Genomic DNA, 14,339 nt, shown 5'->3' on the forward strand with positions numbered 1-14,339 from the left:
GGCTTCGTCACTATCGTTCCTCGTTACTTGCTGCCGCAAGTAATTCCCTCACATTCGTTCGCGGCGCTGACCGCGCTTATTGTGCGCCGCGTAAATGGTCTTGGAGACCAACCAAGGCCTGCCAGTGTCAGCAGCCGCACGCCCCCCGAAGGGGCATTGGCGTGCGCACCCGGCGGCGGCACCTTGCCGCTTAACATACTTGGCATTATGCGTCGGAATTTTACCCTTATTGAGCTGCTCGTTGTGATAGCGATTATCGCGATTCTGGCGGCGATGCTGCTGCCGGCGCTGAATCAGGCGCGGGAGAAGGCGAGATCGATTTCGTGCGTCAGCAATCTGAAGCAGTGGGGACTGGCGGTGCACAACTATTATGCCGCATTCGACGACTTCATCTTCCCGTATGGCGGGATGGGATCGGGGGATGGAACGAATAAGACGGACGGCTTCAACTGGAATCAGGCGGGGAGCTGGCTGGTCTGCTCGATCGATCAGGGGGCAATTTCAACTTGGAGCCCCGGACGGGAGAAGTGGGAGTCCGGCAAGGGAATAAACGGCTGTCCGTCGGTGGGAGACGGGGATGTAACTCAGGGGCAATGGGGCGGTTCGCCGCTGCGGCGGGATAGTTATGCCGCCAATTACTGCGTGACTTGGACGCAAAAAGCGATGGATGGATTTGACGGTTCCGATCCCCGGATTCGGAAATTTACGAAAATCCGCAACCCTTCCCAGGTGATCCTGATCAGCGATGGGATTTATATAGGCGGATTCCATGCCAATGACGATTCTCACTTAAATCCTGCTACTTATCCGGGAAATTTGACCACCAAACAGGAGAATCCGTGCCGGATCGGATATCGCCACGGCGGGCGGGCCAATCTGCTGATGCTGGGCGGGAATGTCGCGAGTTCTTCGCACATCCGTAAATGTAAAGCGACCAACGGCAAATGGGAAGCAGACAAACTGGTCTGTGAATATTGAGAGGAGGATAACGATGAAAAAATGGATGGGAGTGGCGTCGCTTGCGGCGATCGCCGGAATCGGGGCCGCCGCTGCGCCGGTCGAACAGCGGTTCGAGGCGGAAAAAGTGCTGGCGAACCCGGAAGCGGTAGTGCGGAACAGTCAGCAGAAGGGCCGCTGGAATCTGTGGAGCACCGATGTCGATGCGATGAAAAAGTGGTCCGGCGGCGTGGTGCTGCAGGGGAATGTGATTTCGGAGGACGCCGCGCCGGGGACGAATGTGCCGGTGCTGAAGTTTCGGATTCCGGTCGCACAGGATGGGAATTATGATTTGAAAGCGCAGGTCACCCGTACCGTCGGGATTTCTCAGGACGGCGGGAAGAACTGGACAAAGAGAACCGGCCCCGGCACGGTTTTCTCGAACCGCGCCCTGAAAGCCGGGGAGGTGATCGAGCTGCTGATCGCCGGGGATTACCGGGACCCGAACGGGGCCGGGGCTCCCTATATCGATTATTTCACACTGATACCCGCCGCCGTGCAGAGTGCGGAACTGAAAAACGCCGGTTTCGAGGCTTCGCCGGTCGGCAGGGCCCCGGAGGGCTGGACGCTCTGGACGCGTGAAAAGGGCGGCGCCGAAGCGACGGTCACGGAAGACGCCCGTTCCGGCAGGCAGGCGGGGCGGATCGTCTCCTCCGGCGTGAAGGATTGGGCGTTCAACAACACCCTTTCGCTGCCGGTGAAAGCCGGGGATGCCTTTGAACTGGCCGCATGGGTCAAAAACAACGGCGCTGCGGCGCCGGACGCCCATTTGCAGGTCGTTTCCTACAAAAACGGCAAGGTGGCCGACTTCTCGATGGTGTCGGTTCCGCTGGGAAGCGCCGGGAAGGAGTGGCGCGAGTTCAAGCGCGAATTCGTGATTCCCGTCGGAGTGGACCGGATCAGCATCCGGGTGATCGGGGACGGCGTGTGCGATCTCGCTCTGGATGATTTCAAGCTGGCTTCAAAGGGCAACCGCGCCGGGAAGCCGGAAGCGGTGAAGCTCCCCGGCGCCGACTTTGAGGAGGATGCAGTCGGGCAGGCTCCGAAAAACTGGAACCGCTGGGCGCGCGAGGGCGTGACTTTCTCGGCGGAAGTGACCGGTGACGCGGCGCAGGGCAACCGGACCGCGCGGCTGCGTTCCGCCGGAGAGCGGGACTGGGCGTTCACACTGCGCGGCACCGTTCCGGTGACTCCGGGACAGGCGGTCCGCATCTCCTGCAAGGCCCGGAAGACCGGCGACGGCACCGGCGGTGCGACGGTCCAGCTGATGGGCTTCACCAAAGGGAAGCTGGTCGATTACGGCTTTGCCGGGATGGGGCTGAACGGGCTTTCCGAAAAGTGGAAAGAATTTTCGACCGTGGCGACCGTTCCCGCCGGCCGGGACGGGATCGGCATCCGGGTGATCGGGGACGGAAACTGCGATCTGGCCGTCGATGATTTCCGGCTGGAAAAACTTCCTGCGCCGCCTGCGCCGCCGAAGCGGGAACACCGCCCGGTGCAGGGCTTTGCGAAAGAACGGGTGGCGGAAAAGCCGGATCGCGGTCTGGTGGCGCTTCCGGTGGAAGAGGGGGTCTATCTGTCGTGGCGGCTGCTCGCCTCCGACAACCCGAAAATCGGCTTCGACGTGTTCTGCGCAGCGGATGGCAAAGAGCAGAAGCTCAATGCGGCTCCGGTGATGCAGACCACCGATTTTCTGGTGAAGAATCCGGTTCCGGGGGCGAAGTATCTGGTGCGTCCCGCCGCCGGTTTCTCCGGGACTGCGGGAGAGGCGGAGGTGTACGCCGGAAAGTTCGAGCGCAACCCCTATATTTCCTACAAGCTCAGTGATCCGAAAGCGCGGGTCAACAAAATCGGCATCGGCGATCTTGACGGCGACGGCAAATATGACTTCGTGGTGCGCTACGGCAATGCGAATGTCGATCCGTGGTATCTCTTCTGGAAGCCTTCGAAGCATCCGTTCGTGCTGGAGGCGATCAAAAGTGACGGCACGATCCTGTGGACCAGAAATCTCGGCTGGAATATCGAAAGCGGCATCTGGTACAGCCCTTACATCGTCTACGACGTGAACGGCGACGGCAAAGCCGAAGTGGTCCTGAAAGCGTTCGACCCCGAAGCCGGCGACCTGCGGGAGAAGGAGGGCAAGGACAAAGGCAAGGTGATGACCGGCGAGGAGTACGTGATGGTGCTCGACGGCATGACCGGCAGGGAGATCGCCCGTGCGCCGTGGCCTTCGCGGGAGCTGTTCAACGGGATGAACATGGCCTATAACTATTATTCGCGCAACCAGCTCGCGATCGGCTATCTGGACGGCAGGACCCCCTGCATCATCGCGCTTCGCGGCACCTACAGCCTGATGCTGGCCGAAGCGTGGCAGCTGAAGGACGGCAGGCTCGAACCGCTGTGGAAGTACAACAGCGGCGACTACGGCCGGGAATTTCACGGGCAGGGGGCGCACTCCACCCGGACCGTCGACCTTGACGGCGACGGCCGCGACGAGATCGTCCTCGGCGGCGCGGTGCTGGACGACGACGGCCAGCCGCTGTGGAGCACCGGCCACGGCCATCCCGACTACGTCTATGTGACCAATATCACCAATCGCAATCCGGGCATGGAGGTGGTCACGATCTATGAAACCGCCTGCAAGGTGAAGGGCGGCTTCACCTGCGCCGATGCGAAGACCGGCAAGGTGATCTGGGAGCTGGACAAGCCGAGCACCCATATCCACTACGGTTACGCGGGCGATATCGATCCGCGTTACCGGGGGTGGGAGGTCGGCGGCTCGGATACCTCCGGCGGCGAGAAGAAAACTTCGGCGATCAGCCGCCATTACTCTCCCGACGGCGAGCTGCTGCGCTCCGGCGACGATGCGCCGTACAAGGGGACCGAACACTTCATCTACTGGGACGCCGACCTGCAGCGCGAACATGTTTCGCCGGTGATCACCGACTTCAGCGGCGGCGCTTCCGGCGGCGGTTACGAGGGGAGTTTCATCATGCAGGCCGACGTGCTCGGCGACTGGCGCGAGGAGGCGCTGACGGTCACGAACGGGGAACTGCGGATCTATTCGACCACGATTCCGGCGATGGACCGGCGGGTCTGCCTGATGCAGGACCCCAACTACCGGCAGACGGTCGCCGCCAATTCGATGGGCTACATCTACGATCCGGCCCTGACCTATCTGCCGACCGACGTGTCGCCGAACCTCAATTTGAACTTCAAGGACAAATTGAATGCGCCGGAGCTGGAGGTCGTGGTCAGCGCGCCGCTGGAGCAGCCGCTGAAAGGAACCCTGAAACTTTTCGGTTCCAACGGAATCCGGCTGACGCCGTCGGAGTGGGCGGTCGACCTGAAGCCCGGCGCGCTGGAGGTGGCGCAGGTGAAGGTGACGAAGCCGTTCGAGACCGTCGCCCCGATCCGGGCGGAACTGACGCTGGAGGACGGCGCCGTATTGCGCGGTCAGGTTCCGACCGGCGTGAAGCTGCCGCCGCAGCCCAAAGTCGAGGGGATCATCACCGAAGCCGAGGATTTCACCGCTCAGGCCGGCGGCAAGGTCGTGATCCGCTCCGACAAGATCGGCGTGCATAAGAAGTGCTTTTCGCACTGGGACAAGGAGGGGCATGAACTGGCGTGGAAGCTGGATGTTCCGAAGGACGGCAAGTATCAGCTGCTGGTCCGCTATGCGGCCAACGACGATGCGAAGCGCGGCTTCACGCTGAACGGCGAATCGCTCGGCGTCTTCGAGCTGCCCTCCACCGGCGGTTTCGGCGAAAGCGCCGCGGACTGGCAGAGTTATACGCTCGAACGCAACAAGGGCAACCTGATATTGCCGCTGAAAGCGGGCAAATCCGATTTGAAGATCGGCAATGCCGACGGTTCCCCGCTGAACCTCGACTATATTCAGCTGGTGCCGGTTCCCTGACCGGGGAGCGGTCCCGCTTTTTTCGTCCGGCGGCGGAAGTAACTTCTTCCGTTGCCGGACGATCTGTTTTACGTGCTTTTTGATTTTCGGGGTTGATTTTTGAAGGAAAGATGTTATTTTAAGAAAAGTTATCAATCAATAAGGACGGTTTGAACAAATGCGAGTAGCCCGGTACGTTCCGAAAAAGCGAGTCATGCTCGTCACCATCGGCATTAGTAAGGGTCATGTCGGCAGCTTTGCCGGGATGGCCCGTAATTGAACGTATCCGGAAGGCTTGTTTCCTTGAAATAAAAGCGTTTTTTTCGACGCGCCATGCAGCTTCCGGACACGCCCGGATGGTACGCATGGCTTTTTTGTTGGACAAATTCTGATGCTGGATGAAACAAAATGAAATCGAAAAAGACCGATCAATTCGTTGAAGTGATGGATACCACGTTGCGCGACGGCGAACAGACTCCCGGCGTGGCGTTCACTCCCGCCGAAAAGCTGGAAATCGCCCGGCTGCTGCTGACCCGCGTGAAGGTGGACCGGCTGGAGATCGCCTCCGCCCGGGTTTCGGAGGGGGAAAAGGAGGCGGTCCGAGCGATCCTCGCGTGGGCGGAGCATCGCGGCTGTCTGGAGCAGATGGAGATTCTCGGCTTTGTGGACAACCACGCTTCGGTCGACTGGATCAAAAGCGTCGGCGGCAAAGTGATCAACATGCTGGCCAAAGGTTCGGAGGAGCACTGCCGGGTCCAGTTGAAGAAAACGCCCGCCCGCCACTTCGACGATGTCGCCGCCGAAATCGAATACGCCCACAGTCAGGGCCTGATGGTCAACCTCTATCTGGAGGACTGGTCGAACGGGATGCGCAACAGTTTCGGCTACGTCTATGAATTCCTGAACCGGATCAAGGATCTGCCGGTCGAGCGGGTGATGCTGCCCGACACGCTCGGCGTGCTGGAGCCGACCGAGGTGACCACCTATATCGAATGGCTTTACCGCGGCTTCCCGCACCTGCGGCTCGACTTCCACGGCCACAACGACTACGGCGTGGTCACCGCGAACAGTCTGGCGGCGGTCCGCGCCGGCGTGAACGGCATCCACACCACGATCAACGGCCTCGGCGAACGCACCGGCAACCAGCCGCTCGCCCAGCTTGCGGTCTGCGTGAACGATATGACCGGGCGCAGGATCCGGGTGGTGGAAAAGGAGTTGCAGCACGCTTCCGAAATGGTGCAGAGCATCTCCGGCAAACGCTGCGCGTGGAACATGCCCGTGGTCGGAGCCGACGTGTTCACCCAGACCTGCGGCGTTCATGCCGACGGCGACAAGAAGGGCAACCTTTACGCGAATCTGCTGCTGCCGGAGCGGTTCGGCCGTCACCGCAACTACGCCCTCGGCAAGCTCAGCGGCAAGGCTTCGATCGACCAGAACCTCGAAACCCTCGGCCTCGATCTCGATCCCGAAGTCCGCAAGAAGGTGCTTCAGGAGGTGATCCGGCTCGGGGATAAAAAGAAGAGCGTCTCGCCGAGCGACCTGCCGTTTATCATAGCCGGTGTGCTGCACACGCCGCTGGAATCCAGACTGAAAGTGACGGATTTCGAGGTTTCCACCCGTTACAATGCGCTGCCGAAAGCGCGCGTTACAGTGGAAATGGACGGTCGGCAGGTCGAATCCACCGCCACCGGAGACGGCGGCTACGACGCCTTTGTGAAGGCGCTGCGCAAATGCCTGAAGCAGTTTGAACTGACGATGCCGCGGCTGCTGGATTATGAAGTCCGCATCCCGCCGGGCGGCAAGACCGACGCCCTCGTGGAGGCCACTATTACCTGGGATACCAAAGGAAAATCGCTGGTCACGACCGGCATCGACTCCGACCAGCTGGTCGCCGCCGTGCTGGCGACGGAAAAGATGCTGAATCTGGTCGTCCCGCGATAAGCCGTGGGAGATGCCTCCGGCGGCCGGGGGCGCTTCGCCCCCCGGACCCCCCGACCGGGTAGCACCCGGTGGCGGGTACGGTTTTGAATTTTTACTGCGTAAAAATTACAAAACCGGGGGTATTAATAATGGGGTGGATTGGCTCTATGTGCGTTTTACCGCACCGGCACGTTGCCGGTTGGGGCAAGGGACGAAGTGCCCTTGTCGTCGAAGACAGTCACGGCAGCGGCACCTTGCCGCCGCGTAGCGCCCAGCTACCGGAGATGCGATTGAAAATCAGGCCGCGTAGCGCACAAGGTCTGCCATCCGACAGGGCGGGCAGACCCGCCTGCCTTCAAAACGGCAGGCTTCCCCCTGCGCTTTGCTTCTGATTACTCAGCCGCATGTGACGGTATCCGGTAAAAGACAACAGCTGCCCTTTTCCTCCTTTTCGCGGTTGAAAGCAGCCGTTTCCCGTGGTACGTTAAGAAAATCACCATAGGAGAAAAACATCATGAAAACAGTCGATAACGCCAAAATCGCCGAATTGCTCAAGGAAGCCGCCGCCAGCCCGCGCCGCCGGACCCACTTCAACCTGCACGAATCCACGGATGACCCGACGAACCGGCTGCTGGTGGTCTGCCAGCCGGATACCGTGATTGCTCCGCACCGCCACATGGCGAAATGGGAGCTTTTCACGATTCTGGAGGGAAAGATTGCCGCCTATACCTACGATGACGACGGCAATGTGCTGGAAAAGGTCATACTGGGCGAAGACACGAAAATCGTCGAAATCCCCGCCGCCGTCTGGCACAATTTCGTAGCTCTGACTCCCGCCTGCGCAATGGAGGTCAAATACGGCCCCTACGCCCCGCTCACCGCCGAGGAAAAGGCACCGTTTACCGGTGTATTGCCGTAAATTTAAAATATCAATGAAAGATTTTTACTTCTTTAAACACTGATCGGAATTAAAATTTACTGGTATTAGTAATGAAATCCGCTCCACCTTTTGCTGTGGAAGTAACAGTGCTTAAAGGATAATATTTCTTTTTCATCACTTCCTGGTTGAGTGTCTCCACGTGTCCATCCAAAAAGAAGAAATTAGCTTGTTTTTGATGAATACCGATGGGGGCACCACCAGTGGTATCACCGGATTTAAAACTCATGATTGCTGTTGCATTATCCTGCGCCTTACCAGAGCAGCCGCCAAGAATCAACATATTGGGGGAAATGGAATCTCCGTCTTGGTTGGTAAGATATTTTGTGCCGCGAAAATCAAACCCATCTGTATTGGTTGTATAACCTACACCGTAAACATGAGCAAGTTCATTTTTGATTTCAGCTTGGGTAGTTCCGTTAGCAGATGAGTAAATCAAAGAGGGGCAACGGAGTACTTTGGAATCCTTGATGATATTTTTATCAAACAAAATTCGAGACCAAGTTGAATCTTCTGCAGTACCGGATTTTAAAAAGTCATCATTGGCTGCCATATAATCCTTGATAAATTTAACTGTCTGTGTTTGATTACTCAAGCAAGCTGCAGTTTTGGCTTTTTCACGTGCTCCTTGAATCGCTGGCATCAGCAATCCTGCCAGAATCGCAATAATTGCGATTACCGTGAGCAGCTCAATAATCGTGAAATTGGAACGCTTGATTTTCATAAAATCACCCTTTCAGTGAAAATTATCGGTACGGACCTTACATTGATAAACTAGTGGATTGATGGGGATTTTTCAAGTCCAAATGAGGAGAATCATGTATTTTTCACAAAAAAAGCCGTTTAAAATTTGAAAAACGCCTCCGAAACATTTACTATATCAATTAGGAACGGAAACACTCACCGGATGCGGTGGAAAATAGTTGAGAAGGTAAACTATGAAGAAATGTGAAAATTTTACGCTTATTGAGCTGCTCGTTGTAATCGGCATTATTGTGTTGTTGGCCGGCCTGATTCTGCCGGCGGTGATGAGTGCTCAACAGAAAGGACGAATTACTCAGGCCAAAGCCGATATGGCAAGTATTCTGACTGCGTTGAAAAATGTTGAAAATACTTATAACCGGATGGTGAGCGGCAGTGGCACTTCTTATCGTTTTGGAGGAAGTAGTGACACTGTTTCGGAATCGAGTAAAACGGCAGGAGGAACTGAGTACAAATATATTCAATTGGGAGACAGCAAAGATCAGGATAAGAACAAGAAGACGAATGTTGTTTATGACAATTTTATCTTGGAATTAACGGCTCCCCAAGTTGTGACCAATTCCGATAACCTGAATATCAACAAGCGTAGAGTGAAATTTTTAGATCCACGTCCTAAATATGATCCTTCCAAAGGATTGGATGATACGATTGATGGAGTTGAGGAAGCTAACCGCAAACAGATGTGGCGGGATCCCTGGGGAAATCGCTATGTCATTCTGATCAATACGAATTTTTCTGATGGGATTCCCAAGCCAAGCGATGATAACAAAATTATTTCCAGCAAGGCTATCGTCTATTCCTGGGGACCCAATGGAACCGGAAATGATGGGAAAAATGTTCTTACGGGCGGAGATAAGACGGATGACGATGTTACCAGTTGGGATTGATAGCTGATCTGACTTCACGGGGCGGCGGTTGCCGCCCCTTTTGTTTTGTTTGAAATCTCTGGTTTCCGGAGGGGCGGCGCTGGACAAATCGGGGTTTCCGGTGTAAATTCCTTTTCATGCGATTTTGTAATGAAAGGAAACGGATATGAAGGTTTGGCGCGATATCAGGTATCGGATCGAGTATGCGGGGATTCTGATTCCCTACCGGCTGATCCGGATATTGCCTTATCCCGTTGTCCGCGGCCTGGGGCTTCTGATCGGCAATGTGATGAATCTTGTACCGATGATCCGCAAGGTCGTGCGGGCCAATATCCATGCCGCCATGCCGGAACTTTCCGCCGGAAAGGTGGCGGAAATCGGTCGGGAATCGCTGCGCAATCTCGCTTTCAACATGCTTGAATTCATCTGGCTCGACGGCAAGCCGGAACGGATCCGGCGCTGCTACGTGCTGCCTCCGGACGTCACCGAGCGGCTCAAAGGCCATGTCGAACGCAATGAGCGCATCATCTTCGTAAACCCGCATCTCGGCAGCTGGGAAGCCTCCGGTGTGATGGCTCCGTTTTACGCCGGCGTGAAAATGGTCGCGATCGCCCGCCCCATCCGCAACTACTACATCAACCGCCTGTTCAATCAGGGCAACCGGGAAAAGGTGCCGGGACTCGAAATCATCTTTTCCGAAGGCGCTGTCCGCGCCGCGATCAAAGCCCTGAAATCCGGGCGCGGCGTCGGCACCCTGATCGACCAGAACACCAAAGGCCGCTACGGCGGCACCTTCGTGAACTTTTTCAATATTCCCGTCGCCAGCAGCACCGCTCCCGCCAATCTCAAAAGCTACTGCGACGCCCATGACATTCCCGCCGTGATCATCTATGGAACCAGTGTCCGCCACGCCGACGGCAAAGTCTACGCGCATTCCGCCTATCTCCCCAAGCCGTTCCATGAATACAAGGACGAAGTCGAAGTGCTGCAGGCGCTGATGGATATGTCCGAAGAGTTCATCCGTAAATATCCCGACCAGTATCTCTGGTTTTACCGCCGCTTCCAGTATATTCCGCAGGGAGCGACCGACGAACTCAAGGCCAAATACCCGTTTTACGCAAAAATGGCCAGCAATCACTTCATGCGCGCCAATCAGGAATGACCTCCGAGGGGGGGATGCCTCCGGCGGCTCGGGGCGTTTCGCCCGGTTACCGAAGCCGACGTTCGGCTCCGACCGGCAAGGTGCCGGGTACGGTTTTATCTGGTCTGTCGGCGGAACTTGCCACCGGGTGCTGCCCGGCCGGATTCCAAAGGCGCTTTGGGCGCCAAAGGAGAAATCCCGGCGTGGCTGTGCGGTTACAGCTGGAGATTGTCGAGTGCGTCCCAGCAGCTCGGGCCGGAAGGCGGTTCGGCGCAGTTGCAGGAGGTTTTGTTGAGGTTGCAGCCGCAGACCGGGCAGAGGCCGGCGCAGTCGTCCGAGCAGAGCAGCGTCATCGGGAGTTCCAGCAGCATTTCGGCGCGGATCTCCTCGGAGATGTCCATTTCATCCTGATCGCCGAGCTCCAGAAAAAGACAGATGCCGTCGTTTTTGACGTGCCGGGTGACCGGTTCCAGACAGCGGCCGCAGATGCCGGAGAGTTCCGTGCTGACTTGGCCTTCGACCAGTGCGCCGCCGGAGACGGCTTTCAGATTCAGGTCGTATTCCACCGGTGCGGAGACGGCGAGCAGTTCGCCGGGCTCGATTTCGAGAAACTCCGCCGGTTCGGAGCCGGTCAATTCGATCGGTTCCTTTTCCAGCCGGGCGACGGAAAACTTAATCATTGCCGCCGCGCCTTTCCGCAAGTTTGGCTTCGATCGCCTCGGCCACCACCTCCGGCACGTACTGCCGGTAGTTGCCTTTCAGCGCGGCGACCTCCTTGACCAGCCGGGAGGCGACGTAGGAGTTTTCCAGCGTCGGCATCATGAAGATGGTTTCGCATTCGCGCCGCAGGCTGCGGTTCATCAATGCCATCTGCAGCTCGTATTCAAAATCGGAAAAGGCGCGCAGTCCGCGCAACACCGCCTGGGCGTTGTATTTCTCGATCGCATCGACCACCAGTCCGCGGAACGCGACCACCTTGACGTGGGGAAGGTCCGCGCAGCTTTTTTCGATCAGCTCCTTGCGTTCTTCCAATGTGAACATCGGGGATTTCTCGGAATTGACCGCGACGGCGACGATCACCTGGTCGAACAACAGTCCGGCGCGGGCCACCAGATCGCGGTGTCCATTGGTAAACGGATCGAACGATCCGGGATAGAGTACGGTTTTCATCGCATTTCCTGTTGACGTGACGTTGATGACAGTGTATTTTAATATACGACAGATATGACGGAAATTCAATACCGGGACGGTTTGAGGTGAACGATATCCTGAAATTCAGCATCGCCGGAAACGGCTTCGACACGGCCTGCGCGCCCCGGCTGGCGCTCGGGATCGGGGTCTTCGACGGCGTGCACCTCGGCCACCGGCGGATCATCAGCGAACTGGTCAGGCAGGCGAAGCGTAACGGAGCGGTTCCGGCGGCGATGACTTTCGATCCGCATCCGCGCGCGGTGCTGCATCCGACTGAAGCTCCGACGCTGCTGGTGCCGCTCTCCGAACGGATCCGGCTGCTGCGCGAGGCGGGGGCGGAACTGGTGCTGGTGGTTCGTTTTACCGCCGAATTCGCGCGGCTGGAGCCGGAGGAGTTTCTGCGCCGGCTGCTGGAGTGCCCGGAATTCCGGCTGGCCGGAATCTGCGTCGGAGAACGGTGGCGGTTCGGCCGCGGCGGCTGCGGCGACTCCGCGCTGCTGCGTGAATACGCCCGGAGCCGCGGACTCGATTTCACTGCCTGCCCCGAACTGGAGATCGGCGGCGAAACCGTCAGCTCCAGCGTCATCCGCCGGGCGATCGCGGCGGGGCGGCTCGACACGGCCGCCGAAATGCTCGGCCGCCCCTATCGGCTGACCGGCGTGGTCGAATACGGATACGGGGCGGCGACCAGCCGGCTCTCCTGCCCGACCGCCAATCTGGATTTCAAGGCGGGGGTGCTGCCGCCCGACGGCGTTTACGCCGGGTGTGCGGTACGTGACGGCAGGCTCTATCCGGCTGCAATCAATGTGGGGCTTTGTCCGACTTTCGGATGGGAACAGGCACGGCGGCGCGTGGAAATTCATCTGCTCGACTACACCGGCAACCTGTACGGTTCGGAATTGGGCGTGGAATTTCTGCATCATCTGCGCGAGGAGCGCACCTTTACCGGCCCGGAGGAGCTGAAGCTCCAGATCGACCGCGATCTTGTCCGCATCCGGGAATTTTTCGCACAACGACAGGCACAGGAAGGAAAACAGGCATGACCGGCGAAACGAAACGTTATCTTGCCAGCGATCTCTCGGTCGAGCTCGCCCTGCCGCGCAGCACGATCAACGACTGGCTCGCCCGCTATAACGACTATCTCGAAGCCGAAATCCGCGGCAAGCGCAAATATTATTCGGAAAAATCGCTGAACATCTTGAAGGAAATTTCCGGGATGCGCAATTCCGGCATGAGCTCCTTTGAAATCGAGCAGCAGCTGGCTGCCCGTTACGGCATCCGCCCCGAAGTCGCCGCTTCCGGCGAAAGCGCCGGGCAGGGGACGGAGCCCGCCGCAGCCGCGGAAACTCCGGCGGAGAGCCAGGTCCCGGCGGTGACGGGCGGGAATGCCCCATTCAATCCGGGAGAGGCGCTGCCGATCCTGCGCCCGGCGTTCGATGAGATGAGTGCGAAGTTTTCGCAGGAGTTCAGTGAGCTGGCCAGGCGTTTTGAAGCGGTGGAGCGGGAACGCGAGCGGCTGACCCGCCGGATGTGGACGCTGACCGTCGTTGCATTGGTCGGCGGCCTGGCGCTGCTTTTGCTGCTGGCCGCCGCCGTGTGGGGCTTCTACGGCAAGATGCGCGAAAACGACCGGAAAGCCGCCGTCGCCGCCGCGGAATTGAACCGCAAAAACGGCGAACTGGCCGGGCAGATCGACCGGCTCGGGGAAGAACGGCGCCAACGTGACGCGGAGGCGAAAAAACAGGCGGCGGAGCTGGCGGTGCTGCTGGATAAATCCCGGGCGGATTTCAAGGAGTCGGTCAGCAGGCTCAATCAGGAGCTTTCGGAGCAGCGCCGGGTTTTTGAAACCCAGCTGAAAAAGCTGGAAGCGGACGCAGCCTCCCGGGCCGAGGCCGACGCGATCCGTCTCAGGGAGGAGTTCGCCCGCAAGCAGCAGCAGGAGCTGCGCCGGATCGCCGCCGAGCATGAAAAAGAGTTGAAAGCCGCTGTCGAAAAGGCCGGCTCGGCCAAACAGGATGAGGCGGAGAAGGCCCGGCTTGAGCTGGAGCGGCGCCGGGGAGAGCTGGAGCAGCTGCGCGCGCGGATTGCCGAGCTGGAACGGCTCCGCAACGGAGAAAGCGCTTCGGAAAAAACGGCGGAAACTCCTGTGCCATGATTGCCGGACTCGGAACCGACATCGTCGAGATCGCCCGGATTGCGCGGATGCTGGAGAAGTATCCCGACGCATTCCGTGAACACACCTGTACGCCGGCCGAGATTGCGGAAGGAAAGCGCCGTCGGGATGATGTGACGTTTTATGCCGGACGCTGGGCCGCCAAGGAGGCCGCCGCCAAAGCGCTGGGGTGCGGCATCGGCAAACACTGTTCGCTAACCGATCTTGAGGTGGTCAACGGGGAAAATGGAGCGCCGGAACTGCGGCTTTCCGGGGCGGCGGCCGCGTTCGCCGCATCCCGGGGCGGCGGCCGTTTCCTGGTGTCGATCAGCCACGAAACGGGCTATGCGGTGGCCGTGGTAATTTTTGAACAGTAATCACTATTAAAAATTAATCGATAAAAGTGATTCGGAGAGCTTGACAAACTCCGGTTTCTGCGACATAATTATATTAAGATTACGAATTGGCAATCCGGA

12 protein-coding genes are annotated in these 14,339 nt (G+C 58.4%); 9 read left to right on the top strand and 3 right to left on the bottom strand.

Annotated features, from left to right (window positions below):
* Positions 1-207 precede the first annotated feature (207 nt).
* The 4 genes from C8D82_RS10570 (at position 208) to C8D82_RS10585 (ending at position 7,733) form a co-directional block, all read left to right on the top strand.
* Entirely contained in the window at positions 208-978 is a 771-nt protein-coding gene (locus C8D82_RS10570; protein ID WP_116884256.1) for a DUF1559 family PulG-like putative transporter, read from the top strand.
* A 13-nt stretch (positions 979-991) separates the two neighbouring features.
* A complete protein-coding gene (locus C8D82_RS10575; protein WP_116884257.1) occupies positions 992-4,915 on the top strand; it encodes a rhamnogalacturonan lyase family protein in 3,924 nt (1,307 codons plus the stop codon).
* A 387-nt stretch (positions 4,916-5,302) separates the two neighbouring features.
* The gene (locus C8D82_RS10580) at positions 5,303-6,835 is read left to right on the top strand and encodes an alpha-isopropylmalate synthase regulatory domain-containing protein (protein ID WP_116884258.1); all 1,533 of its coding nucleotides are present in this window, start codon (positions 5,303-5,305) and stop codon (positions 6,833-6,835) included.
* Between the two features lie 493 nt (positions 6,836-7,328).
* The gene (locus C8D82_RS10585; RefSeq protein WP_116884259.1) at positions 7,329-7,733 is read left to right on the top strand and encodes a WbuC family cupin fold metalloprotein; all 405 of its coding nucleotides are present in this window, start codon (positions 7,329-7,331) and stop codon (positions 7,731-7,733) included.
* A 49-nt stretch (positions 7,734-7,782) separates the two neighbouring features.
* Here the strand turns inward: C8D82_RS10585 and C8D82_RS10590 are convergent, their stop codons facing one another.
* The gene (locus C8D82_RS10590) at positions 7,783-8,475 is read right to left on the bottom strand and encodes a prepilin-type N-terminal cleavage/methylation domain-containing protein (RefSeq protein WP_116884260.1); all 693 of its coding nucleotides are present in this window, start codon (positions 8,473-8,475) and stop codon (positions 7,783-7,785) included.
* A gap of 214 nt (positions 8,476-8,689) precedes the next feature.
* Between C8D82_RS10590 and C8D82_RS10595 the strand changes: the two genes are divergently transcribed.
* Together C8D82_RS10595 and C8D82_RS10600 are read left to right on the top strand one after the other, a co-directional pair.
* A complete protein-coding gene (locus C8D82_RS10595; RefSeq protein ID WP_116884261.1) occupies positions 8,690-9,400 on the top strand; it encodes a type II secretion system protein in 711 nt (236 codons plus the stop codon).
* A 145-nt stretch (positions 9,401-9,545) separates the two neighbouring features.
* Positions 9,546-10,541 carry a lysophospholipid acyltransferase family protein gene (locus C8D82_RS10600; RefSeq protein ID WP_116884262.1) on the top strand — a complete coding sequence of 332 codons (996 nt, stop codon included), beginning with the start codon at positions 9,546-9,548 and terminating at the stop codon, positions 10,539-10,541.
* 194 nt (positions 10,542-10,735) lie between these two features.
* Here the strand turns inward: C8D82_RS10600 and C8D82_RS10605 are convergent, their stop codons facing one another.
* Together C8D82_RS10605 and coaD are read right to left on the bottom strand one after the other, a co-directional pair.
* Entirely contained in the window at positions 10,736-11,200 is a 465-nt protein-coding gene (locus C8D82_RS10605) for a YceD family protein (protein WP_116884263.1), read from the bottom strand.
* Positions 11,193-11,690 carry a pantetheine-phosphate adenylyltransferase gene (gene coaD, locus C8D82_RS10610; protein WP_116884264.1) on the bottom strand — a complete coding sequence of 166 codons (498 nt, stop codon included), beginning with the start codon at positions 11,688-11,690 and terminating at the stop codon, positions 11,193-11,195. Before coaD ends, C8D82_RS10605 begins: the two co-directional genes overlap by 8 nt.
* Positions 11,691-11,776: 86 nt before the next feature.
* Here coaD and ribF point away from each other — a divergent pair, with 86 nt between their 5' ends.
* From ribF to acpS, 3 genes are read left to right on the top strand one after another with little or no spacing between them, the layout of a single operon-like run.
* Entirely contained in the window at positions 11,777-12,754 is a 978-nt protein-coding gene (gene ribF, locus C8D82_RS10615) for a riboflavin biosynthesis protein RibF (protein WP_165833006.1), read from the top strand.
* Entirely contained in the window at positions 12,751-13,866 is a 1,116-nt protein-coding gene (locus C8D82_RS10620; RefSeq protein ID WP_116884266.1) for a MerR family transcriptional regulator, read from the top strand. The genes ribF and C8D82_RS10620 overlap by 4 nt, the downstream gene beginning before the upstream one ends.
* Positions 13,863-14,240, top strand: coding sequence for a holo-ACP synthase (gene acpS / locus C8D82_RS10625; protein WP_116884267.1), 378 nt, complete (start codon positions 13,863-13,865; stop codon positions 14,238-14,240). Before C8D82_RS10620 ends, acpS begins: the two co-directional genes overlap by 4 nt.
* Positions 14,241-14,339: the final 99 nt, after the last annotated feature.

The sequence above is a fragment of the Victivallis vadensis genome (genome assembly GCF_003096415.1).
Taxonomy (GTDB): Bacteria; Verrucomicrobiota; Lentisphaeria; order Victivallales; family Victivallaceae; genus Victivallis; species Victivallis vadensis.

Coding starts and splice junctions, on each gene's coding strand:
- C8D82_RS10570 (WP_116884256.1), top strand. CDS start 208: ATGCGTCGGAATTTTACCCTTATTGAGCTGCTCGTTGTGATAGCGATT.
- C8D82_RS10575 (WP_116884257.1), top strand. CDS start 992: ATGAAAAAATGGATGGGAGTGGCGTCGCTTGCGGCGATCGCCGGAATC.
- C8D82_RS10580 (WP_116884258.1), top strand. CDS start 5,303: ATGAAATCGAAAAAGACCGATCAATTCGTTGAAGTGATGGATACCACG.
- C8D82_RS10585 (WP_116884259.1), top strand. CDS start 7,329: ATGAAAACAGTCGATAACGCCAAAATCGCCGAATTGCTCAAGGAAGCC.
- C8D82_RS10590 (WP_116884260.1), bottom strand. CDS start 8,475: ATGAAAATCAAGCGTTCCAATTTCACGATTATTGAGCTGCTCACGGTA.
- C8D82_RS10595 (WP_116884261.1), top strand. CDS start 8,690: ATGAAGAAATGTGAAAATTTTACGCTTATTGAGCTGCTCGTTGTAATC.
- C8D82_RS10600 (WP_116884262.1), top strand. CDS start 9,546: ATGAAGGTTTGGCGCGATATCAGGTATCGGATCGAGTATGCGGGGATT.
- C8D82_RS10605 (WP_116884263.1), bottom strand. CDS start 11,200: ATGATTAAGTTTTCCGTCGCCCGGCTGGAAAAGGAACCGATCGAATTG.
- coaD (WP_116884264.1), bottom strand. CDS start 11,690: ATGAAAACCGTACTCTATCCCGGATCGTTCGATCCGTTTACCAATGGA.
- C8D82_RS10620 (WP_116884266.1), top strand. CDS start 12,751: ATGACCGGCGAAACGAAACGTTATCTTGCCAGCGATCTCTCGGTCGAG.
- acpS (WP_116884267.1), top strand. CDS start 13,863: ATGATTGCCGGACTCGGAACCGACATCGTCGAGATCGCCCGGATTGCG.